18 protein-coding genes are annotated in these 21,490 nt (G+C 73.2%); 7 read left to right on the top strand and 11 right to left on the bottom strand.

The annotated features are described in order from the left end of the window. Window positions 1–10: 10 nt before the first annotated feature. From ACIGG8_RS24875 to ACIGG8_RS24855, 5 genes are all read right to left on the bottom strand, one after another. Window positions 11–535 (bottom strand): GNAT family N-acetyltransferase, encoded by a 525-nt coding sequence (locus tag ACIGG8_RS24875; RefSeq protein ID WP_396550799.1) that lies wholly within the window; start codon window positions 533–535, stop codon window positions 11–13. An 89-nt stretch (window positions 536–624) separates the two neighbouring features. Then, window positions 625–2,493, bottom strand: a complete 1,869-nt coding sequence (locus ACIGG8_RS24870) for an endonuclease/exonuclease/phosphatase family protein (protein ID WP_396550797.1) — start codon at window positions 2,491–2,493, stop codon at window positions 625–627. A gap of 226 nt (window positions 2,494–2,719) precedes the next feature. Beyond that, window positions 2,720–3,673 (bottom strand): Gfo/Idh/MocA family protein, encoded by a 954-nt coding sequence (locus ACIGG8_RS24865; protein WP_396550795.1) that lies wholly within the window; start codon window positions 3,671–3,673, stop codon window positions 2,720–2,722. A gap of 74 nt (window positions 3,674–3,747) precedes the next feature. Beyond that, complete coding sequence (locus ACIGG8_RS24860) at window positions 3,748–4,902, bottom strand: alpha/beta hydrolase (protein ID WP_396550793.1); 1,155 nt, start codon at window positions 4,900–4,902, stop codon at window positions 3,748–3,750. Between the two features lie 181 nt (window positions 4,903–5,083). Beyond that, window positions 5,084–5,626 carry a TetR/AcrR family transcriptional regulator gene (locus tag ACIGG8_RS24855; RefSeq protein ID WP_396550791.1) on the bottom strand — a complete coding sequence of 181 codons (543 nt, stop codon included), beginning with the start codon at window positions 5,624–5,626 and terminating at the stop codon, window positions 5,084–5,086. 115 nt (window positions 5,627–5,741) lie between these two features. Between ACIGG8_RS24855 and ACIGG8_RS24850 the strand changes: the two genes are divergently transcribed. Further along, entirely contained in the window at window positions 5,742–5,945 is a 204-nt protein-coding gene (locus ACIGG8_RS24850) for a hypothetical protein (protein ID WP_350525767.1), read from the top strand. 169 nt (window positions 5,946–6,114) lie between these two features. On the opposite strand, the gene ACIGG8_RS24845 is transcribed toward ACIGG8_RS24850, so the two are convergent. Then, on the bottom strand, window positions 6,115–7,026 hold the full coding sequence (locus ACIGG8_RS24845; protein WP_350525766.1) for a LysR family transcriptional regulator: 912 nt from the start codon (window positions 7,024–7,026) through the stop codon (window positions 6,115–6,117). Between ACIGG8_RS24845 and ACIGG8_RS24840 the strand changes: the two genes are divergently transcribed. After that, a complete protein-coding gene (locus ACIGG8_RS24840; RefSeq protein WP_396550788.1) occupies window positions 7,014–7,301 on the top strand; it encodes a hypothetical protein in 288 nt (95 codons plus the stop codon). The genes ACIGG8_RS24845 and ACIGG8_RS24840 overlap by 13 nt on opposite strands. A gap of 183 nt (window positions 7,302–7,484) precedes the next feature. Further along, window positions 7,485–9,125, top strand: coding sequence for a TolB family protein (locus tag ACIGG8_RS24835; protein WP_396550786.1), 1,641 nt, complete (start codon window positions 7,485–7,487; stop codon window positions 9,123–9,125). 256 nt (window positions 9,126–9,381) lie between these two features. Here the strand turns inward: ACIGG8_RS24835 and ACIGG8_RS24830 are convergent, their stop codons facing one another. Both ACIGG8_RS24830 and tdh read right to left on the bottom strand, forming a co-directional pair. Continuing rightward, entirely contained in the window at window positions 9,382–10,575 is a 1,194-nt protein-coding gene (locus tag ACIGG8_RS24830; protein WP_396550784.1) for a glycine C-acetyltransferase, read from the bottom strand. A gap of 30 nt (window positions 10,576–10,605) precedes the next feature. Continuing rightward, window positions 10,606–11,634, bottom strand: coding sequence for an L-threonine 3-dehydrogenase (gene tdh / locus ACIGG8_RS24825; protein ID WP_350525762.1), 1,029 nt, complete (start codon window positions 11,632–11,634; stop codon window positions 10,606–10,608). Between the two features lie 489 nt (window positions 11,635–12,123). Between tdh and ACIGG8_RS24820 the strand changes: the two genes are divergently transcribed. Next, window positions 12,124–13,539, top strand: coding sequence for a serine hydrolase domain-containing protein (locus ACIGG8_RS24820; RefSeq protein WP_396550782.1), 1,416 nt, complete (start codon window positions 12,124–12,126; stop codon window positions 13,537–13,539). A gap of 99 nt (window positions 13,540–13,638) precedes the next feature. On the opposite strand, the gene ACIGG8_RS24815 is transcribed toward ACIGG8_RS24820, so the two are convergent. Then, entirely contained in the window at window positions 13,639–14,700 is a 1,062-nt protein-coding gene (locus tag ACIGG8_RS24815; protein ID WP_396550780.1) for an ATP-dependent DNA ligase, read from the bottom strand. Window positions 14,701–14,766: 66 nt separating this feature from the next. On the opposite strand from ACIGG8_RS24815, the gene ligD reads away from it, so the two are divergent. Together ligD and ACIGG8_RS24805 are read left to right on the top strand one after the other, a co-directional pair. Further along, window positions 14,767–15,774: a non-homologous end-joining DNA ligase gene (gene ligD, locus ACIGG8_RS24810; RefSeq protein ID WP_396550778.1), complete on the top strand. Its 1,008-nt coding sequence runs from the start codon at window positions 14,767–14,769 to the stop codon at window positions 15,772–15,774. A gap of 42 nt (window positions 15,775–15,816) precedes the next feature. Next, window positions 15,817–16,467, top strand: a complete 651-nt coding sequence (locus tag ACIGG8_RS24805; RefSeq protein WP_396550776.1) for a GNAT family N-acetyltransferase — start codon at window positions 15,817–15,819, stop codon at window positions 16,465–16,467. Between the two features lie 102 nt (window positions 16,468–16,569). Here ACIGG8_RS24805 and ACIGG8_RS24800 read toward each other — a convergent pair whose 3' ends face one another. Next, entirely contained in the window at window positions 16,570–17,769 is a 1,200-nt protein-coding gene (locus ACIGG8_RS24800; RefSeq protein ID WP_396550774.1) for an 8-amino-7-oxononanoate synthase, read from the bottom strand. A 179-nt stretch (window positions 17,770–17,948) separates the two neighbouring features. Between ACIGG8_RS24800 and ACIGG8_RS24795 the strand changes: the two genes are divergently transcribed. Continuing rightward, a complete protein-coding gene (locus ACIGG8_RS24795; RefSeq protein ID WP_396550831.1) occupies window positions 17,949–20,441 on the top strand; it encodes a DEAD/DEAH box helicase in 2,493 nt (830 codons plus the stop codon). Between the two features lie 104 nt (window positions 20,442–20,545). Here the strand turns inward: ACIGG8_RS24795 and ACIGG8_RS24790 are convergent, their stop codons facing one another. Then, complete coding sequence (locus ACIGG8_RS24790) at window positions 20,546–21,454, bottom strand: hypothetical protein (protein ID WP_396550772.1); 909 nt, start codon at window positions 21,452–21,454, stop codon at window positions 20,546–20,548. Between the last annotated feature and the right edge of the window lie 36 nt (window positions 21,455–21,490).

Genomic DNA, 21,490 nt, shown 5'->3' with positions numbered 1-21,490 from the left:
CGTACGTCGGTCAGGGCGTGTCGGACGGCTCCAGCGGCAGGGCCATCTCCAGGATCCGCGCCGAGGCGTCCAGCACGTAGGGCGTCTCGCCGCCGGTGTACGCGAACCCGCGCCGCAGGTAGAAGGCCGCGGCGCGGGGGTTCGCCTCGTGCACGCCGAGCAGCATGAGGTCGGCGCCCCGGCCGCGCGCCCAGGCGAGGGCCGTGTCCAGCATGGCGTCGGCGACGCCGCGTTCGCGGCCGCGGTGCGCCGGGTCCACCCAGACGCCGATCAGGTCGACGGCGCCGGCCCGGTCCTTGCTGGCGGTCGACAGCATGGTGCCGACCCACTCCCCCTCCGGGTCGACCGCGACCAGGCCGACCTTGTCGGGCTCGTTGACCCAGTCCGTCCGGGCCCGCCAGTTGCCCTCGCCCTGGTAGCTCGCGTACTCGTGGGTCTCGCCGAACGCCATGGGAGTGTCGAGGAGTTGGGCGAGGCGCACCTTCCGCAGCTGCTGCCAGTCCTCGCGGCCGATCCGCTCGATCCGGTACTGCACGTTCTCCCCCGTCAGCCCGACGCGTCACACGACGCTGCCTCCGCCACCGGTGGTCACCGGCGGCGGAGGCAGGATAGCCGTATCGCGGACTACGGCTTGATGCGGACCACCTGCGGGTCGTGGTCGCTCGCCTGCTGGGCGAACTCGGAGTTGATGTGCACCACGTCGTACTTGGCGTAGCCGACCTCGGGGCTGACCAGGATGTGGTCCAGCACCTGCGAGTTGCCCTGGTAGACGTAGGAGTACTGCTCGGTCTCCGGCAGCTCGTTCACCAGGTCGCGCAGCACGCCGCCCTTGGTGAGCGCGGCCAGCGCGGGCGAGAACTGGTAGTCGTTGAAGTCGCCGAGGGAGACGACCTTGGCCTCCTTGTCGGCGGCCAGCAGCTGGGCGACGAAGGCCTGCTCGACGGTGGCCTGCTTGAGCCGCTGCACCTCGGAGCTGCGGGTCGGCTGCTGGAACCGGCTGTCGATGCCCTGGTCGCCGCCCTTGCTGTTGAAGTGGTTGGCGATCACGAAGACCTTCTGGCCGCGGAAGACGAACTGGCCGACCAGCGGCTTGCGGCTGTTGGTCCACGCCTCGTCGTTCGGCTCGATCCGGCCGGGGGAGGCGGTCAGCGCGGTGGCGGCGCCGGTGCCGGTGACGCCGACGGCGGTGGTGGTGCCGCCGCCCGCGATGTCGGTGAAGGAGACCCGCTGCGGGTTGAACAGGAAGACCTGGCGGATGTTGCCGCCGGGCTCGCCGCCGTCCTTGCCGTCCTGCGGGTCGATCGAGCGCCAGTCGTAGGCCGGGCCGCCGGCCGCCTTGATCGCGGCGATGAACTTGGCGACGGTCTGGCTCGCGTCGACGGTGCCGTCGTTCTTGGAGCCGTTGTCGTCCTGGATCTCCTCCAGGGCGACGACGTCGGGCGAGCGCAGGTTGGTGACGATGCCCTGGGCCAGCTCGGCGAACTTGGAGTCCGGGTTGTTCGGGGCCAGGTTCTCCACGTTGTAGGTGGCGAGGGTGAGTTCGCGGTCGCTCGCCTGGGCGGTGACCTCGCGCTGGAGGTGGTTGTCCTTCAGGGTGCCCATGGTGCCGGCGACGAGGGTGTAGCCGCCGAAGTTGTTGTAGTCGAGCGGGCCGGTGGTGGTGCCGGTCAGCTCGTCGCCGACGTTGGCCACCGGGAAGGGCTGCTGGGAGACCGGCGCGAGCTGCTGGATCATCAGGCGGCCGACGTTGGGCTCGCGGTAGGACTCGTACAGGACGCCGCCGCGCTTGCTGCGCTGGTCCTGGCGGTCGGCGGCGACCCACAGCTCGTTGTACTTGTCGGTCGCCTGGATCACCCGGACGTCCTTGACCTGGACGAGCATGCCCTCCAGGGACTCGTAGAAGTCCAGGGTGTACTTCTCCGGGTCGAGCTTGCCGCCCTCGATGGTGCCGTCGGCGCCGGCCGCCGGGGAGTAGGTGCCGGGGATGTTGCGGGTGTCGACGACGACCGGGGCGGGCAGCGGGTTGCCGGAGGAGACGACGGTGATGCCGGGGGCGGAGATCTCGGTGACGGACTGCGAGCCGCCGGAGAGGCTCGGGTAGTACTCGGTGATCTTGCCGCTCACCAGCACCGAGTCGCCGACCTTGACGGTCGGGTTGCCGCCGGTGAAGACGAAGATGCCCTCGCTGGTGGCCGGGTCGGCGTCCGGGTTCGGGTCCTGGATCCAGAAGCCCTTGGAACTGCCGTACGCGCGCACGCCGGTGACGATGCCGGGCACGCCGGTGACGGGCTTGCCGGCCTGCGGGGATATCCGGGTGGTGCCCTGGATGTCGTGGATCCGCAGCGGGCCGGCCTCGGTCGGGGCGGGGGTGGCCGCGCCGGCGGCGTTGGCCACCGGGAGCGGGACGAGCACCAGCGACGCGGCCAGCGAGGCCGGGACGAGCGCGGCGCGCAGCAGGGTCCGACGCGGGCGGGGTGCGGGGGCAGTGGTCACCTGGGCAGGGCTCCTAGCTCCGCCGTGCGGCACGGTCGGTGGCACGGCGGTCCGGGCGGAGGCGCGCTCGGAGCGCGCGCTACTCGCGTAGAGACAGAGCAGGGGACGGACGGCCGCCCCCCGCGGCGCCCCTCAAGATACGCGCGTAGAAAATGCCCCGACAAGACCTCGTCGGTGAACTGTCGGTTCCGCCCGGGTGACTTGACCGTCGGTCAGTCCAGCGTGCTCACAGCCCGCTCCCAGCGGACTCCCAGGAAGACTCGATCCGCTCGACGACCAGCTCGCACAGCTCGTGGGTGCGCAGCGCGTCGTGGGCGTCGAGGGTCCTGCCGGTGCGGACGGCGTCGAGGAAGGCGAGCACGCACTGCTCGATGCCGCGCTGCCGGGCGACCGGCACCCAGTCCCCGCGGCGGCGGACGGTGGGCTGACCGCGGTGGTCGATCACCTCGGCGAGGTTGTGCACCTCGCGCTTGGAGTCGCCGCCGGAGACCTCCAGCACCTCCTCGGTCGAGCCGGAGAGCCGGTTCATGATCCCCAGCGCGGTGAAGCCCTGCCCGGCGAGGGTGAGCACCACGTGCTCCACCAGGCCGTCCCGCACCCGCGAGCGGACGTCCACGTGCTCGATCTCGCCCGGGGCGAGGAAGCGGAGCACGTCCACCACGTGGATGAAGTCGTCGTAGACGAGGGTGCGGGCCTCCTCGGGCAGGCCCTCGCGGTTCTTCTGCAGCACGATGAGGTCGCGCGGGCGCTCCTTGGCCTGGACGTAGCCGGGCGCGTGGCGCCGGTTGAAGCCGACCATCAGCGAGCGGCCCGTACGGTCGGCGAGGTCGACCAGCCGGCGGGAGCCGTCCACGGTGTAGTCCAGCGGCTTGTCCACGTACACGTCCACGCCGGCCGTCAGCAACTGCTCCACGATCGGCACGTGCTGGCTGGTCGCGGCGTGGACGAACGCCGCCCGGATCCCGCTGCCGATCAGCTCCCCCAGATCGGTGAAGCGCTTCTCCGGGGCGATCCGGTGCGCGTCCCCGATCCGGTCCAGCTTCGCCGCGTCCCGGGTCATCAGACGCAGGTCCAGCCCCGGCAGCGCGGTCAGGACCGGCAGGTACGCCTTCTGCGCGATGTCACCGAGCCCGATGACCCCCACCGGAAGCAGGCCGTCAGGAACAGAGGTCGTACTCATCGGATTCTCCACACACGCGCGCCGACACCGTCACCCGCCACCCTATGCACCCGCTCCCGTGCTCCACCAACCCGTCAGCGGGGCGGGATGATGCCGGTCAGCCACGTGAAGGTCGGGCCGACCAGGGGCTTCCAGGTCGAGGTCAGGTGCGGTCCGCTGGTCTCGAACGGGGTGACGGTGGTCGGGCTCTTCGCCGCGCGCTGGAGGGCGAGCCCGTCCTCCAGTCCGTCGCCCCGCTTGCCGGTCACGTAGAGCGCGACGTTCGGCGGGGTCGTGGCGTGGGTGAGGATGTTCAGCGGGTTGGCGCTCTCCCGCAGCTTCGGGTCCTTGGCGGTCAGTGAACTCGGCTCGCCCGCCGGGTCGTTGTAGCCGGACATGCTGACCGCGGCGCGGTAGCGGTTGGGGTGGGAGAGCGCGAGGCGCAGGGCGCAGTGGGCGCCGGCCGAGTAGCCGGACACGGCCCAGCGGTCCGCGGTGGCGTCGGCCCGGAAGTTGTCGACGACCATCTGCGGGACGTCCCGCGAGAGCCAGGTCTCGGCGTTGACCTTGCCCGGGATGTCGGCGCACCCGCTGTCGGTCTTGCCGAGGAGGGTGACGCGCGGTGCGACCAGGATGAACGGCGTCACCTGACCGGCCTTCATCAGCGGTTCGAGCTGCTTCGTCACCGCCATGGCGTCGTCGCCGAACCAGGCGCTGGAGGATCCGGGGTACCCGGCGAGCAGTTCGACCACCGGGAAGGTCTTGTCCTTGAACGCCGGGTCGTCGTACTGCGGCGGCGTCCAGACCAGCACCTCGCCGTCGACTCCGGAGAGCCTGCCCTTGAGGTCGGCCTGCTTCACGTTCCTGGGCACCGCGTCCGAGTCGGGCGCGTGGAAGGCCTGCGGCACCTTCGCCACGGGGGCGCCGGACGGGCCGCCGGTCAGGCCCTCGTCCTTCGGGGGCTCCGGCACGGCCCGGACGTGGCTGGCGGTGCCCAGCAGGTCGCCCCAGGTGTCGTAGAGCTGGTTCTCGTCGTTGACGATCACGAAGACCATCGCCACGGCGGTGAACTGACAGAGCAGCACCGTGCCGAGGTACGAGAGCGCGCGCAGCGGCCTGCGCCGCCCCTCCACCGTCCGGGCCGGCCCCAGGAGGCGGCCTCTGCCCAGCCATTGCGCCATGGCCAGCGCCAGGGCGGCGCCGAACAGGACGATGGTGAGGACGAGAACGGGAGTGCCAGTCAGGTTCATTGCGTGCGTGCCCGGTTTCTGTGCCGTCCGGGCCCGTGTGCCCGGTCGCACGGGAGACGGCTCGGAACGGCTGTTCGGTTGCCCCTTCCTGGAAGGTTCCTGGGAGCAGCCGTCCGTCCCGGTCGGCCCCGGGGTCGAGGCCGCGGCCGAACCCGGGGGCGAGCGCGGTCGCCGCGGCGGCTCAGGCGGCCAGCAGGGACTGCGCGATGCCGCGGGCGCGCCAGGCGGCGTCCGGGGTGCCCTCGCGCAGGGCGGTGACGATGGCGCCGTCCATCAGCAGGGCGAACTCCCGGGCGCGGGAGGCCGGCTCGGGGATGTCGGCGGTCCGCATGAGCTGCTCGACCAGTTCGACGACGCGCCGCTTGTGCAGCGCCGCCATCTCGCGGGCCGGGCTGGCGGGGTCGGCGATCTCGGTCATCGTGTTGATCGCGACGCAGCCGCGGTAGTCCTGCGCCGCGAACCGTTCGGCGAGCGCGTCGAAGACGTGCAGCGGGTGGCCGCCGTGGGCCGCGACCCGCTCGGCGAGCCAGGCCCGGAACCGTTCGTCACGGCCCTCCAGGACCGCCGTCACCAGGGCCTCCTTGCCGGCGAAGTGCCGGTAGAAGGACGCCCGGCCCACGCCGGACTCGGACAGGATGCGCTCCACCCCGACCGCGTGGATCCCGTTGGCGTAGAAGAGGGACTCTGCCGTGTTCAGCAGGCGCGCCCGTGCGTTGACTGCCATGCCATCGATCCTAACCAGCCTTGACGCCAAACGGCACCGATCGGTACCGTTTTCGGCGTCAGAACGGAACCGATCGGTACCGTTTCACCGGGACAGTCGTACAGCGGGGGGACGCATGAACGAGGACTGGGCCGAGGCCAGTGTCGAACTGGTCGACGGCTACACGGTGATGAACGGCGACGGCGGGACAGTCTCCTCGGTGCCCCGGGCGCTGGTGTCGTTCCAGGGCGGGTTCGTCAAGCTGCGGATCCCCGGCACCGGGACGGTGCAGGTGGTCTCCGCCCCCGCCGTCCGGCTGATCACCCTCACCACCTGGTGACCCCGGCGGTCGGACACCCGACCGCCCCCACGGACCGGCGGCTGCACGGCCGCCCGCGCCGGGACGCCACGCCACCCGCACACGGCGCGGCCGCCCGACCCGGGACGCCGAGCAGCCGCACAGGCCTTTCCGGACCCCCGCGTCGTCCCACCAGCCCGCGGGCCCGGCGCTACGCGCCCGCGGCGGCCGCCTCGGCGAGGGCGTCGAGGACCGGCCGGATCAGCGGGTGCCCGTCGGCGCCGGCCCGGACGGCGGCGAAGACCCTACGGGTGGCGAGCTCGCTGTCCACCGGGCGGACCGCCACCCGGGAGAGGTCCACCCCGCGCAGCGCCGAGCGCGGGACGAGGGCGACCCCGGCGCCCGCCGAGGCCAGCGCCACCACGGCGCGGAAGTCGTCGGAGGAGTGCAGCAGCCGGGGCTGGAACCCGGCGTTCTCGCAGGCCAGCAGGACCACGTCGTGGCAGGGGTTGCCCGGGTAGGGGCCGATCCAGGGCTCGTCGGCGAGCTCGGCGACGGCGAGCGGGCCGGACTCGCCGGCCAGCCGGTGGCCGAGCGGCAGGACGGCCTCGAAGGGCTCGGCGTACAGCGGCACCCGGGTCAGCCGGGCGTCGTCGGCGCGCGGTGCGCCGCGGTACTCGACGGCCACCGCGAGGTCGGCCCGGCCGTCCAGGACCATCGGCAGACTGGCGTCGCCCTCCGCGTCCAGCACCTTGAGCCGCACGCCCGGCGCGCGCTCGCCGAGCAGCCCGATGGCGGGGGCGAGCACCAGCCCGATGCCGGTGGCGAAGGAGGCGACGGTGACCTCCCCGGAGACGCCCGCGCTGTAGGCGGCGAGGTCGGCCTCGGCCCGCTCCAGCTGGGCGAGCACGACGTCGGCGTGGCCGAGCAGGATCTCCCCGGCGGCGGTCAGCCGCACGCCGCGGCCCTCGCGGGCGAGCAGGTGGTGCCCGGTCTCCTGCTCCAGGGCGGCCAGCTGCTGGGAGACCGCGGAGGGGGTCAGGTAGAGGGCGGCCGCCGCGGCGGTCACGGTGCGGTGGTCCGCCACGGCCCGCAGGGTCCGCAGCCGTCGTGCGTCGATCACAGGCCAATTCTGCCAGCGCGGCGGAGTGGACCGGGCGCCCCCGACCGAACCCGGCACATCGGACCGACCCCGGCGCGGCGGCCAGGCGCAGCGAGCACCCTCCCCGAACCACCGCAGCGGACCGGCTCACCCGGGACGACACACAGAGCACCGCCTCGTCCTGCTTCCCGAGGGTCGACGCCTTCGGCACGACGCTGCTGTTCACCGCCGGCGACGGCAACCTCGTCCCGGGCGACGACAACCAGAACCCGGACGTCTTCCGGCGCCTCCTCTGAGTTGGCCTGATCCGTTGCCCCCGATGGCCTGACTCCCGTGCGGTTTACGTCCGTTGACGTACTTTTCCGCCGAGATCACCCGGGGGCGTTGACCGCCGTTCCCTCCCGGCGATTGGCTCTCCCCGAGCCCGTCGCCGGGAGGGAGCCCGGCGCAGCGCCGCATCCCAGGGGAGGGCAACGCCCATGTCCGGCACCACCCGCACCACCCGCACCGCCTTCGGCACCCGCACCGCCTTCGGCACCCGCACCACCCGCACCCGCCGGTCGACCGGCGCCGCCGGCCTCCTGGCGGCCGCCGCCGTGCTGGCCGCGACCTCCGCCCCGGCCCAGGCCGCGCCCGCGACGCGCGGCACCGTCCAGGTCAGCGTCGGCGTGAACGGCGCGGCGCCGGACAACCAGTCCCAGAGCAAGGGGATCAGCGCCGACGGCCGCTACGCCCTGTTCACCTCGTGGGCCACGAACCTGGTGGAGCAGCCCGCGAAGAGCGCCCGCGACGCCTACGTCCGCGACCTGCGCACCGGCCGCACCGAGCGGGTCGACCTGGCCGACGACGGCTCGGCGCTGAACGGCTTCACCGACTACGCCGCGATCAACGCCGACGGCCGTTACGTCGCCTTCGAGAGCGATGCCGAGAACGTGCTGCCGGGCATGCAGGTCCAGGGGCGCACCGAGGTGTACGTCCGCGACCGCAGGACCGGCCGCACCGAGCTGGTCAGCGGCGGGCTCACCAGCGGCGACACCGACCGGTTCCACGCCTCGTACGCGCCCTCGATCAGCGCGGACGGCCGCTACGTCGCCTTCGTGTCCGCCCGCACCGACCTCGTCCCCGGCCTCGTTCCCGACCGAGCCCCCGACCGCGTCCCCGGCGTGCGGCCCGGCGCCCCCTCGCTCGCCCGGCCGTACACCTGGGACTACAACATCTACGTCACGGACCGCTGGACCGGCAGGACCCGCCTGGTCTCCCTCGGCGTGGACGGCAAGCCGGGCGACAGCATGTCCCTCAACCCGACGATCAGCGCGGACGGCCGCACCGTCGGCTTCACCTCCTTCGCGTCCAACCTGGTGCCCGCCGGACAGTCCCCCACCGCCCTGGTCGCCACCGCACAGGCGGCCGCCGCCGACGTCGAGCCGGCCCCGGGCACCGCCCCCGCCCTGCCCCGCAGCGCCCGCGAGGGCCTGGCCGGCCCGAACCTGGCCCTGCCGACCACCGGCGCCTACTACACGTACGACGTGGACTCCGGCCGCATCTCCGCCGCGAGCCTCGACCTCGACGGCAAGCTCGGCTTCGCGAGCTTCGACGCGACGATCAGCCCGGACGGGCGGCGCGCGGTCTACGCCCTGCCCGAGCCCGGCGGGTCGACCAACGGCCACCGGTACCACCTGGTGCTGTACGTCCGGGACCTCCGGAAGGGCACCGTGACGAAGGTCAGCGGCGGCCTGCCCGGCACCACCTCGGTCGGCACCTCCGACCACGGCAGCATCACCGCCGACAACCGCTGGATCTACTTCTCCTCCGCCGCCGACAACCTGGTGGCCGGCCCGCAGCACCCGGGCTGGGAGGTCTACCGTCAGGACCTGCGCACCGGCCGCACCGAGCGGGTCGCCACCGCGCCGGACGGCTCGTTCGGCAACGGCTCCTCGACGGACCCCTTCGTGGACGCCGCGGGCGACGCCGTGGTCTTCGGCTCGACCAGCGGCAACCTGGTCGCCGGCACCGCCGGCCCGGCGACCGCGGACGCACAGGTCTTCGCCCGCACCTCCGGCCACCACGCCGGCGACGACGACCAGGGGCAGGACCGGGGCCAGGGCCAGGACGACGACTGACCCCCGCGGAGCACGGAGCCTCCCGGGCCGGGCCCGGGAACCGCGAACGGGGGCGGGACGTCGGCCGGGCCGGCGTCCCGCCCCCGTCACGGGAGGGTGGGGCAGGTGGTTGGGGGCCGTGCGGCGGAGAGGCATCGACGCGCCTCCGCCGCACGGCGGTCATGAGCCCGCGGGCCGGTCCGGTTCCGAGCGGACCGGCCCGCGGGCAGTCTGTGCGGGCCCCTGCCGGGCCCGCCGGGGTGCGGCTCCCGGGGTGCTACTCGCCCATCGCGGCGCGCGCGTCCACGAAGGCCGCGACGGCGCGCTCGACGTCCTCGGTGGAGTGCGCGGCGGACAGCTGCACCCGGATCCGGGCCTGGCCGTGCGGGACGACCGGGTAGGAGAACCCGATCACGTACACGCCGCGCTCCAGCAGCAGCTCGGCGAGCTTGCCGGCCTTTGCCGCGTCGCCGATCATCACCGGGGCGATCGGGTGGTCGCCGGGCAGGATCTCGAAGCCGGCCTCGGTCATCTTGGTGCGGAACAGCGCGGTGTTGGCCGCCAGCCGCTCGCGCAGCTCGTTGGACTGCTCGACGAGGTCGAGCACCTTCAGCGAGGCGGCCGCGATCACCGGGGCGAGCGAGTTGGAGAACAGGTACGGGCGGGAGCGCTGGCGCAGCAGGGCGACGATCTCCCGGCGGGCGGCGACGTAGCCGCCGGACGCGCCGCCGAGGGCCTTGCCGAGGGTGCCGGTGATGATGTCCACGCGGTCCATCACGCCGTGCAGCTCGGGGGTGCCGCGGCCGCCCGCGCCGACGAAGCCGACGGCGTGCGAGTCGTCGACCATGACCATGGCGCCGTAGCGGTCGGCCAGGTCGCAGATCTCCTGCAGCGGGGCGACGTAGCCGTCCATGGAGAAGACGCCGTCGGTGACGATCAGGCGGCGGCGGGCGTCCTGGGTGTCCTGGAGCTGCTTCTCCAGGTCGGCCATGTCGCGGTTGGCGTAGCGGTGGCGGCGGGCCTTGCTGAGCCGGATGCCGTCGATGATGCTCGCGTGGTTCAGCGCGTCGGAGATGACGGCGTCGTTCGCGTCGAGCAGGGTCTCGAAGACACCGCCGTTGGCGTCGAAGCACGAGGAGTAGAGGATCGTGTCCTCCTGGCCGAGGAACGCCGAGAGGCGGTCCTCCAGCTCCTTGTGGACGTCCTGGGTGCCGCAGATGAAGCGGACCGAGGCCATGCCGTAGCCCCAGCGGTCCAGGGCGTCCTTGGCGGCGGCCAGCACCTCGGGGTGGTCGGCCAGGCCGAGGTAGTTGTTGGCGCAGAAGTTCAGCACCTCGCCCGGCTTGCCGCCGCCGGTGACGGTGACCGCGGCGCTCTGCGGGGTGCCGATCACCCGCTCGGGCTTGAACAGGCCGGCCTCGCGGATCTCGTCGAGGGTGGCGGCGACGTCGGCGCGCACGTTGTCGAACACAACAGGCTCCTTTTGCGTGGGCGGGGTGGCTCAGGCGGTCCAGTCGAGGATGATCTTGCCGCAGTTGCCGCTCGCGGCGTCGTCGAACGCGGCCTCGAAGTCGGTGGCGGCGTAGCGACCGGTGATCACCGGACTGAGGTCCAGGCCGCCCTCCAGCAGCACGGACATCGCGTACCAGGTCTCGAACATCTCGCGGCCGTAGATGCCCTTGATGGTGATCATCGAGGTGACGACCGAGGCCCAGTCCACCGGGAACTGCTCGGCGGGCAGGCCGAGCATGGCGATCTTCCCGCCGTGGGTCATGTTGGCGATCATCGACTGCATCGCCTCGGGGCGGCCGGACATCTCCAGGCCGACGTCGAAGCCCTCGCGCAGGCCGAGCTTCTGCTGGCCCTCCTCGATGGTGTGCTCAGCGACGTTGAGCGCCAGCGTCACACCGACCTCGCGGGCCAGGTCGAGGCGGTACGGGGAGACGTCGGTGATCATCACGTTGCGGGCGCCGGCGTGCTTGGCGACGGCGGCGGCCATGATGCCGATCGGGCCGGCGCCGGTGACCAGCACGTCCTCACCGACCAGCGGGAAGGACAGCGCGGTGTGCACGGCGTTGCCGAACGGGTCGAAGATCGCGGCCACGTCCAGGTCGACCGGCACCCGGTGCACCCAGACGTTGGAGGCCGGCAGCGCCACGTACTCGGCGAAGGCGCCGTCGCGGTTCACGCCCAGGCCGACGGTGTTGCGGCACAGGTGGCGGCGGCCGGCCAGGCAGTTGCGGCACTTGCCGCAGACCAGGTGGCCCTCGCCGCTGACCAGGTCGCCGATCGCGATGTCCGCGACGCCGGCGCCGAGCTCGGCGACCTCGCCGACGAACTCGTGGCCGAGCACCAGCGGGGTCCGGATGGTCTGCTGCGCCCAGCCGTCCCACTTGCGGATGTGCAGGTCGGTGCCGCAGATGCCGGTCCGCAGCACCTTGATCAGCACCTCGCCGGGGCCGATCTCGGGCTTCGGGACATCGATCATCCAGAGGCCGGGCTCGGCCTGCTGCTTGACGAGTGCCTTCACGGGCGGCGGCTCCTGACGTGCGGGGGGACGGCCTTCGGGGGTCGGGCAGGCCGGGGCGGCCCGGTTCGGCCGGTCCTGACGGACGCACTCCGGGCAGGCAGAAATCTGCCTGGTGGGAGGGGGTGCGGTCCATCGAGGAATTCTTAACGGCGGCCACAGCTGGGCTGAACGATCGTGCCCGAGCAGCGGCCGACGGCGGGTGCGGCGTGCCGGTGCTCACCCTTCCGGCCGAGCGCGGAGCTCCCCGCACGACACCAACCGGCGAGCGGGCCGCGGTACTTGACAGCGCCCGGGGCGCAACCGACGGCGCCGCCGGCCGGAGACCGGCCACCCGGGTGGGGTTTGGTCCGTTCGGGCCAGCCCGGCCGCAGCCGACGCGCGGGCGTTCGAGGACGGTGCTTACGGTGGCGACGCTTCCCCGCGGCCCCGTGGAGCAGCGCTCCGGGCCCCACCGCCCCAGAGAATCGCCCCAGAGAGGCGCCTCGACACATGACCAAGACCCGTCGCCCGCGCCCGGCCGCTCCCCGCTCCGCCGGCCGCGCGACTGCCGCCCTGGCCCTCACCGGGCTGCTGGCCGTCTCCGCCTGCTCCGGGGGCTCCACGCCCGCCCGACAGGCCGGCGGCCCCGCCGTCACCGCCGAACCGGCCGCGCTGAGCCCGTCGGCGAGCGCCGGCGGCGGCGCGTCCGGCTCGTCGTCCGCGTCCGGGGCCGTGGTTCCGATCACCCCCGCCGTCGCCGCGCAGCTCGACGCCACGATCAAGCAGGTCATGAGCCAGGTCAACATCCCCGGGGTGATCGTCGGCTACACCACCCCGAACGACACCTACGTGCGCTCGTTCGGCGTCGCCGACAAGGTCGCCGACACTCCGATGTCGCCGGACCTGTACATGCGGATCGGCAGCGTCACCAAGACCTTCACGACCACGGGCGTCCTGCGGCTGGTGGACCAGGGCAAGGTGGGCCTGGATGACCCGATCTCCAAGTACATCCCGGGCGTGCCCGGCGGCGACGGCATCACCATCCGCGAACTCGGCGACATGCGCAGCGGCCTGTACAACTACACCCTGGACCCGGACTTCCAACAGGCGTTCTTCAGCAACCCGGACCGCCCGTTCACCCCGAACGAGCTGCTCGCGTACGCGTTCAAGCACCCGGCGAACTTCGCGCCGAACGCCAAGTTCGAGTACTCCAACACCAACCTGATCCTGCTCGGCCAGGTCGTCGAGAAGGTCGGCGGACAACCGCTCCAGGACTTCCTGGAGCAGCAGGTGTTCACCCCGGCCGGGCTCGACCGGACGAGCCTGCCGATCGACGCGGCCTTCCCGACCCCGCACGCCCACGGCTACACCAACCAGACGCTCAGCGGCGCGGTCGAGGACTCCACCGACTGGAACCCGTCCTGGGCCTGGGCGGCCGGCGCCGTGATCTCCAACCTCCCCAACCTGCAGACCTGGTCGAAGGTGCTCGCCACCGGCGTGCCGCTGATCGGTCCCGCCACCCAGGCGGAGCGGCTGAAGACCGAGAGCGTCGGCACCCCCGACCTCGGCTACGGCTTCGGGGTGTTCACCACGCACGGGTGGATCGGCCACAACGGCTCGCTGCCCGGGTACGAGAGCGTGGTGATCTACCTGCCGCAGGCACAGGCCAGCCTGGTCCTCCTGCTCAACACCGACATCCTGCACGACGATTCGGAGCCGTCGACGTTCCTCGCGCGGGCGATCACGCAGATCGTCTCGCCGAACAACGTCTACACCCTGCCCACCCCGCCCGCCTCGGGATCGCCGTCGGCATCCACCCCGACCACCGGGGCCACGGGCTCGCCGGCCTCGCCGAACTCTCCCGCGTCCCCCACCTCGCCGACCGGGACGACGCCGGCCGGCGGTGCCACGCTGCACATCTCCTGACCGCGCCCGGCCCGAGCCGGCACACGTGCCGCAGGTCCGACCCGGACGTCCGGGTCGGACCTGCGGTGTTCCGAAGGAGCCCCCTCGGCTCCCCGCCGCTCAGATCCCCAGCACCTTGCCGAGGTCGTACGACACCGGCTCCTCCAGCTGCTCGTAGGTGCAGCTCTCCGGGGTGCGGTCCGGCCGCCAGCGGCGGAACTGCGCGGTGTGCCGGAACCGGGTGCCCTCCATGTGGTCGTACGCGACCTCGACCACCCGCTCCGGGCGCAGCGCGATCCAGGACAGGTCCTTGCCGCCGGTCCAGCGGCTGACCGCGCCGGGCAGCCGGCCCTCGGCGTGCGCGGCCTCCTCCGCCCAGGCGCCCCACGGGTGCCGGGAGAGGTCGTCCATCCTCAACGGGGCCAGTTCCTCGGCGAGTTCGCGGCGGCGGGCCATCGAGAAGGCGGCGCAGACGCCGACGTGCTGGAGCTTGCGGTCGGCGTCGAAGATGCCGAGCAGGAGGGAGCCGACCACCGGACCGCTCTTGTGCTCGCGGTAGCCGGCCACCACGCAGTCGGCGGTGCGCTCGTGCTTGATCTTGTACATGGTCCGCTCCCCCGGCCGGTACGGCTGGTCCAGCGGCTTGGCGACCACCCCGTCCAGCCCGGCGCCCTCGAACTCGGCGAACCAGGTCCGCGCGAGGTCCCGGTCGGTGGCGGCGGGGGCGGTGAACACCGGGTCGGCGGCGTCGGCGAGCGCCGCCTCCAGAGCCGGGCGGCGCACCGACAGCGGCTCGTCCAGCAGGGAGTCGTCCCCGAGGGCGAGCAGGTCGAAGGCGACGAAGGAGGCCGGGGTCCGCTCGGCGAGAAGCTTCACCCGGCTCGCGGCAGGGTGGATGCGCTCCAGCAGTTCCTCGAAGCGCAGCCGGCCGTCGCGGACGATCACCACCTCGCCGTCCAGCACGCAGCGCGGCGGCAGCTCACGCCGCAGGGCCTCGACCAGTTCGGGGAAGTACCTGGTCAGCGGCTTGCCGGTGCGGCTGCCGAGCTCCACCTCCGCGCCGTCGCGGAACACGATGGTGCGGAAGCCGTCCCACTTGGCCTCGTACTGCATCCCGGGCGGGATCTCGGCCACCGACTTGGCGAGCATCGGCGACACCGGCGGCATCACGGGCAGGTCCATGCGTCCGATCCTCGCCCCGATGGTCTCGGGGCGCGCGCCGGGCCCCGCGCGCTTAGCGTGAGGGGCATGGGCTCAGCCGTGGAACTGGAAGTCGCCGGGCGCACCGTCCGGCTGTCGAACCCGGACAAGGTGTACTACCCGGAGCGCGGCTTCACCAAGCTGGACGTCGCGCAGTACTACCTCGCCGTGGCCGACGGGGTGCTGCGCGGCCTGCGCGACCGCCCGACCACCCTGCAGCGCTTCCCGGACGGCGTCGACGGCGAGTTCTTCTACCAGAAGCGCGCCCCCAAGGGCCTGCCGGACTGGCTTCCCACCGCCCGTATCGAGTTCCCCAGCGGCCGCTCCGCCGACGAGATCTGCCCCACCGAGCCCGCCGCCGTCCTGTGGGCCGCCAACCTGGGCTGCCTCACCTTCCACCCCTGGCCGGTCCGGCGCTCCGACACCGGCCACGTCGACGAGCTGCGCATCGACCTCGACCCGCAGCCCGGTACCGACTTCCACGACGCCGTCCGCGTCGCCCACGAGCTGCGCGCCCTGCTGGAGGAGCACGGGCTGCGCGGCTGGCCCAAGTCCTCCGGCGGGCGCGGCCTGCACGTGTACGTGCCGCTGGTGCCGGAGTGGACCTTCACCGACGGACGGCACGCGGTGATCGCCCTCGGCCGGGTCCTGGAGCAGCGGATGCCGGGGCAGGTCACCACCGCGTGGTGGAAGGAGGAACGCGGCGAGCGGATCTTCGTCGACTACAACCAGATGGCCCGCGACCGCACCATCGCCTCCGCCTACTCGCTGCGCGCCCGCCCCCGCGCCACCGCCTCCACCCCGCTGCGCTGGGACGAGGTCGACGACGCCTCGCCCGAGGACTTCGACCTGCGCACCGTCCCCGCCCGCTTCGCCGAACTCGGCGACCTCAACGCGGAGATGGAGGGCCAGGCGTTCCGCCTGGACGGCCTGCTGGAGCTCTACGAGAAGCAGCTGCACGACGAGGGCCTCGGCGAACTCCCCTACCCGCCCGACCACCCCAAGGCCGCGGGCGAGCCCACCCGCGTCCAGCCGAGCCGGGCCCGCAAGAAGTAGGGACGGCGTACCCTGGCGGTCTTCGAGGAGTTGGGGGCACCGGTGGGTGGGCGGGGGCTGGCGGGGATCCTGGCGGACGCGGCGGGCGGGGTGTTCCCGCCGCCGGACGGATCGGTCACGGTGCTGCCGCAGCCGTCGCCGCGCGAGGCCGGGGTGATCGCCTTCGCCGCGCACACGGTCGTCTTCACCGACGAGGACCCGGCCTGGGTGCGGGACGCGGTCGCCGCCGCCCCGGGCGACCCGCTGTCCGCGCCGCTCTGCCCGCCGTTCCTGACCGCCTTCGCCGGACGCACCGGGCGCACCGTCAACAACATCGACCTGCTGACCGCCGCCGACCGCCTCCCGGGCGGGCCGCCGCTGCCGCTCTCCGAGGTGCGCGACCGCGAGCACCCGCGGGTGGTCCGGGCCCTGCGCTACCGCGAGGACGTCCGGGTGTTCACGGCCGACGGCGGCGTCCTGATCCTCGGCCGCGGCGTGGCCGGCCGCTGGGAGTGCGCCGTCGAGGTCGACCCGCACGCCCGGGGCCGCGGCCTCGGCCGCGCCCTCGCCACCGCCGCCCGCCACCTCGTCCCCGGGGCCGGCACCGTCTGGGCCCAGCAAGCCCCCGGCAACGCCCCCAGCGTCCGCGCCTTCCAGACCGCCGGCTACCGCCCGGTCGGCGCGGAGGCCCTCCTGGTGACGGGGCGGCCGTAGGTCTCCCCGGTCACCCGGACGCCGTCGGCAGCCGGGCGACGTCGTCCCACAGCGGATCCGGCATGTCGCCGTCCTGCCCGCCCGTCCTCGCCCGCCGGGCGGTCATCCGCGTCGGGCGCCCGCCGGGGCCAGGTCTGCGATGATCCGGACCGCCTCGGCGATCTGCCCGTCGGTGAGGTCGCCGCGGGCGGTCAGGCGCAGGCGGGAGATGCCGTCCGGGACGGACGGGGGGCGGAAGCAGCCGACGGCGAGGCCGGCGCGGCGGCAGTCGGCGGCCCAGGCGACGGCGGCCTCGGGGCCCGGGGCGCGGACCGACACCACGGCGGCGTCCGGGTCGCAGGCGTGCAGGCCGGCGGCGGTGAGCTGCCGGGCGAGGGTGCGGGCCACCTCGCGGGCGCGCTCGGCCCGGGCGGGTTCGGCGCGCAGCAGCCGCAGGGCGGCGAGGGCGGCGCCGGCGGCGGCCGGGGCGAGGCCGGTGTCGAAGATGAAGGTGCGGGCGGTCTCGGTGAGGTGGCGGATCACCCGGCGCGGCCCGAGGACGGCGCCGCCCTGGGAGCCGAGGGACTTGGAGAGCGTCACGGTGGCGACGGTGTCCGGCCGCCCGGCGAGCCCGGCGGCGGCGAGGGCGCCGGTGCCGCCGGGGCCGAGCACGCCCAGCCCGTGCGCGTCGTCCACCAGCAGGGCCGCCGCGTGTGCGCGGACGGCCTCGGACAGCGCGGCCAGCGGGGCGGCGTCGCCGTCGACCGAGAACACCGAGTCGGTGACCACCAGCGCCCGGCGCCGGGCCCGGCCGGCGAGCACCTCGGCCACGGCCGCCGGGTCGCTGTGCGGGGCGCGGTGGACGTCGGAGCGGGAGAGCCGGCAGCCGTCGATCAGCGAGGCGTGGTTGTAGGCGTCGGACACGATCAGGGTGTCCGGGTCGGTGAGCGCGGTGAGCGCGGCCAGGTTGGCGGTGTAGCCGGAGGAGAACACCAGCGCCGCCTCGGCTCCGTAGAAGTCGGCCAGCTCCTCCTCCAGTTCGGTGTGCAGCGCGGTCGTCCCGGTCACCAGCCGCGAGCCCGTCGACCCGCCGCCCCAGCGCAGTGCCGCCTCCGCGGCCGCCTGCGTCACCACCGGGTGTCTGGTCAGCCCGAGGTAGTCGTTCCCCGCAAGGTCCAGCACCGGGTCCTCCGCCGGCCGGCTGCGCAGCGTCCGGGTCAGCCCGGCGTCGGCCCGCAGCGCGGCGGCCTCGTCGAGCCAGTCGAAGACGGCCTCGGGGGCGAGGACGGAGGGACGCGGTTCGGAGGCGAGGGGCTGGCTCATGCCCGGCACTGTCGCACGCCGTCCGAAGCGGGATCAATGTGCCGCTCGGCACATGATCGGCAGGTGTTCGGCTCGCCGGGCCGGACGGTCTCCGCGCGAGGGGGCCGCCCGCCGGGCGCCGGGCTTTGCCCGGGGTGGCGGCGAGCAGGCAAGATAGCCGGGTGACCCTCCTTGATCTGATGCCGAAGCCCGCCACGCCCGACGCGCTGTACGAGACGTTCGCCGCCTGGGCGGAGGAGCGGGGGATCACGCTGTACCCGGCGCAGGAGGAGGCGCTGATCGAGCTGGTCTCGGGGAACAACGTGATCCTGGCGACGCCGACCGGGTCGGGCAAGAGCCTGGTGGCGGCCGGGGCGCACTTCGCGGCGCTGGCGGAGGGGCAGCGGACCTTCTACACCGCGCCGATCAAGGCGCTGGTCTCGGAGAAGTTCTTCGACCTGGTGAAGATGTTCGGCACCGAGCAGGTCGGCATGATGACCGGCGACGCGAGCGTGAACCCGACCGCGCCGATCATCTGCTGCACCGCCGAGGTGCTCGCCCAGATCGCGCTGCGCGACGGCGCCCGGGCGGACATCGGCCAGGTGGTCATGGACGAGTTCCACTTCTACGCCGAGCCGGACCGCGGCTGGGCCTGGCAGATCCCGCTGCTGGAGCTGCCGCAGGCGCAGTTCCTGCTGATGTCGGCAACGCTGGGCGACGTCCGCCGCTTCGAGGAGGACCTGACCCGCCGGACCGGCCGTCCGACGACGGTGGTCCGCAACGCGACCCGCCCGGTCCCGCTGTTCTACGACTACCGCCGCACCAGCATGCACGACACGCTGGAGGAGCTGCTGCAGACCGGCCAGGCGCCGGTCTACGTCGTGCACTTCACGCAGAAGGAGGCGGTGGAGCGGGCCCAGTCGCTGATGAGCATCAACATGTGCTCGAAGGCGGAGAAGGAGGCCATCGCCGACCTGATCGGCAACTTCCGCTTCACCACCAAGTTCGGCCGCAACCTGTCCCGGTTCGTGCGCCACGGCATCGGCGTGCACCACGCCGGCATGCTGCCGAAGTACCGCCGGCTGGTCGAACGCCTCGCCCAGGCCGGCCTGTTGAAGGTGATCTGCGGGACGGACACGCTCGGCGTCGGCGTCAACGTGCCGATCCGCACGGTGCTGTTCACGGCCCTGTCCAAGTACGACGGACAGCGCGTGCGTATCCTGCGCGCCCGTGAGTTCCACCAGATCGCCGGTCGCGCGGGCCGGGCCGGCTTCGACACCGTCGGCCAGGTGGTGGCGCAGGCGCCGGAGCACGTGATCGAGAACGACAAGGCGATCGCGAAGGCCGGGGACGACCCGAAGAAGAAGCGCAAGGTGGTGCGCAAGAAGGCGCCGGAGGGCTTCGTCGGCTGGACCGAGGAGACCTTCGAGAAGCTGATCGGCGCCGACCCGGAGCCGCTGGTCTCCCGGTTCAAGGTGAGCCACGCGATGCTGCTGTCGGTGATCGGCCGCCCGGGCAACGCCTTCGAGGCGATGCGCAAGCTGCTCACCGACAACCACGAGGACAAGGCCGCGCAGCGCCGGCACATCCGCACCGCGATCGCCATCTACCGTTCGCTGCTGGAGGGCGGCGTGGTGGAGCGGCTGCCGGAGCCGGACGCCGAGGGCCGGATCGTGCGCCTCACGCTGGACCTCCAGGAGAACTTCGCGCTCAACCAGCCGCTGTCGACCTTCGCGCTGGCCGCCTTCGAACTCCTCGACCCGACCTCGCCCTCGTACGCGATGGACGTGATCTCGGTCGTCGAGGCGACCCTCGACGACCCGCGCCAGATCCTCGCCGCGCAGCAGAACAAGGCGCGCGGCGAGGCCGTCGGCGAGATGAAGCGGGACGGCATCGAGTACGAGGAGCGGATGGAGCGGCTCCAGGAGATCACCTACCCGAAGCCGCTGGAGGAGCTGCTCACCCACGCGTACGAGGTGTACCGCCGGGCGCACCCGTGGATCGGCGACCACCAGCTGCAGCCGAAGTCCGTGGTCCGCGACCTGTACGAGCGGGCGATGACCTTCTCGGACTACGTCGGCTTCTACGAGCTGGCCCGCACCGAGGGCATTGTGCTGCGCTACCTGGCGGGTGCCTTCAAGGCGCTGGAGCAGACCGTCCCCGAGGACGTGAAGACCGACGACCTGAAGGACGTCATCGCCTGGCTCGGCGAGCTGGTCCGCCAGGTCGACTCCAGCCTGCTGGACGAGTGGGAGCAGCTGGCCAACCCGACGGAGCCGCAGGCCGCCGAGGTGCGGCTGGACGACAAGCCGGCGCCGGTCACGGCCAACGCGCGGGCCTTCCGGGTGCTGGTGCGCAACGAGATGTTCCGCCGGGTCGAGCTGTGTGCGCTGGAGCACTACGAGGAGCTCGCCGAGCTGGACGGCGAGTACGGCTGGGACGCGGACCGCTGGGCGGACGCCATGGACGGGTACTGGGAGGAGTACGACGACCTCGGTACCGGCCCGGACGCGCGCGGCCCGAAGATGCTCATCATCGAGGAGGAGGACTCCGCCTGGCGGGTCCGGCAGATCTTCGACGACCCCGAGGGCGACCACGACTGGGGCATCAGCGCCGAGGTGGACCTGTACGGCTCGGACGAGGAGGGCCGGGCGGTGGTGCGGGTGACCGCGGTGGACCGGCTCGGCGGCTGACGGCTCGTCACAACGCCCGAGGGGGACCGGCGTTGCCGGGCCCCCTCGCGGCGTTCAGCCTCGGGCGTTCATCCCTGCGCGCCCCGTCACATCCACATGACCCGTCACATCCACATGAACTGCGAGCCCGCCGCGTAGGAGATCGCGCGGGTGGCCTCGTCCAGGGTCTGCTCGGTGCTGGGCGCAGGTGTTCCGGTCGGCGTCGGGGCCCCGCCGCTGGGCGCGCCCGGCGCACCCGTGGCGCTCGCGCCGCCCGGGGTGGCGGCCGGAGCACCGGGGGTGCCCGTGGCGGAGGCGGCCGGCCGGCCGTCGCCGGTCCGCGAACTGGTGACCGTCACGTAGTGCCCGACCGTCTCGACCCTCGGTTCGCCGCCCGTCTTGGCGCCGGGGGGCTGCGCCGGGGCGGTGCTGGCGTCGGCGAGGATGAAGGAGACCGATCCCGGCTTGCCCCGCAGGGCTTCGGCGGCCTTGGCGGCGGAGACCTGGTCCGGGAAGCGCAGCAGGGTGACGCTGCTGAGCACCGGGCGGTCCTGGCCGCTGAAGCTGACGCTCAGGTACGACTGGCAGCCGCTGTCCTTCAGCGGGTCCTGGGCGCGGTCCTGGAGCACCTCGGCGCAGTTCTCGCCCTGCCGGGCGCCGTTGCGCCGCGCCTTGTAGGTGCCGACCTCGACCGGGCGCTGGGCCGGGAAGTAGTTGTCGACGTTGAGGCTCTCGGAGTCGGTGCGCGGCGGAGCGGCGCCGACCACCGGCGGGGTCTTGGAGGAGTCCTTGGTGGACGGGCCGAGTCCGGGTATGTAGTCGCCGGGCATCGGGCGGGTGATGATCCACCCGCCGGCCACGACCACACCGGCCACGACGACCCAGCCCGCCGCCCGACGGCCGCTCAGCCGCCGGCCCCGCCTGCGGTCGGTGCCCTGGCCGATGCCGTCGTCGGCGCCCCCGCCGGTCCGCTGTCCTGCCCGGCCGTCCTGGCCCTCTCCCGGAGTCGGGGTGCGCTCCCCCTGCGTGGTCATGGCGCAGATTCTAAGCATCCCGGGGGTGGCCTGGAT

Source organism: Kitasatospora sp. NPDC085464, assembly GCF_044541955.1.
Classification (GTDB): Bacteria; Actinomycetota; Actinomycetes; order Streptomycetales; family Streptomycetaceae; genus Kitasatospora.
The sequence above is the reverse complement of the archived record's forward strand: the minus strand, read 5'-3'. Positions and strand labels throughout refer to the sequence as shown.

Bases quoted from the DNA above. Each gene is read 5' to 3' on its own strand.
- ACIGG8_RS24855 (WP_396550791.1), bottom strand. From the start codon at position 5,626: ATGGCAGTCAACGCACGGGCGCGCCTGCTGAACACGGCAGAGTCCCTC.
- ACIGG8_RS24800 (WP_396550774.1), bottom strand. From the start codon at position 17,769: ATGAGCCAGCCCCTCGCCTCCGAACCGCGTCCCTCCGTCCTCGCCCCC.
- ACIGG8_RS24815 (WP_396550780.1), bottom strand. From the start codon at position 14,700: ATGGACCTGCCCGTGATGCCGCCGGTGTCGCCGATGCTCGCCAAGTCG.
- ACIGG8_RS24790 (WP_396550772.1), bottom strand. From the start codon at position 21,454: ATGACCACGCAGGGGGAGCGCACCCCGACTCCGGGAGAGGGCCAGGAC.
- ACIGG8_RS24865 (WP_396550795.1), bottom strand. From the start codon at position 3,673: ATGAGTACGACCTCTGTTCCTGACGGCCTGCTTCCGGTGGGGGTCATC.
- ACIGG8_RS24860 (WP_396550793.1), bottom strand. From the start codon at position 4,902: ATGAACCTGACTGGCACTCCCGTTCTCGTCCTCACCATCGTCCTGTTC.
- ACIGG8_RS24795 (WP_396550831.1), top strand. From the start codon at position 17,949: ATGCCGAAGCCCGCCACGCCCGACGCGCTGTACGAGACGTTCGCCGCC.
- ACIGG8_RS24820 (WP_396550782.1), top strand. From the start codon at position 12,124: ATGACCAAGACCCGTCGCCCGCGCCCGGCCGCTCCCCGCTCCGCCGGC.
- ACIGG8_RS24850 (WP_350525767.1), top strand. From the start codon at position 5,742: ATGAACGAGGACTGGGCCGAGGCCAGTGTCGAACTGGTCGACGGCTAC.
- ACIGG8_RS24835 (WP_396550786.1), top strand. From the start codon at position 7,485: ATGTCCGGCACCACCCGCACCACCCGCACCGCCTTCGGCACCCGCACC.
- ligD (WP_396550778.1), top strand. From the start codon at position 14,767: ATGGGCTCAGCCGTGGAACTGGAAGTCGCCGGGCGCACCGTCCGGCTG.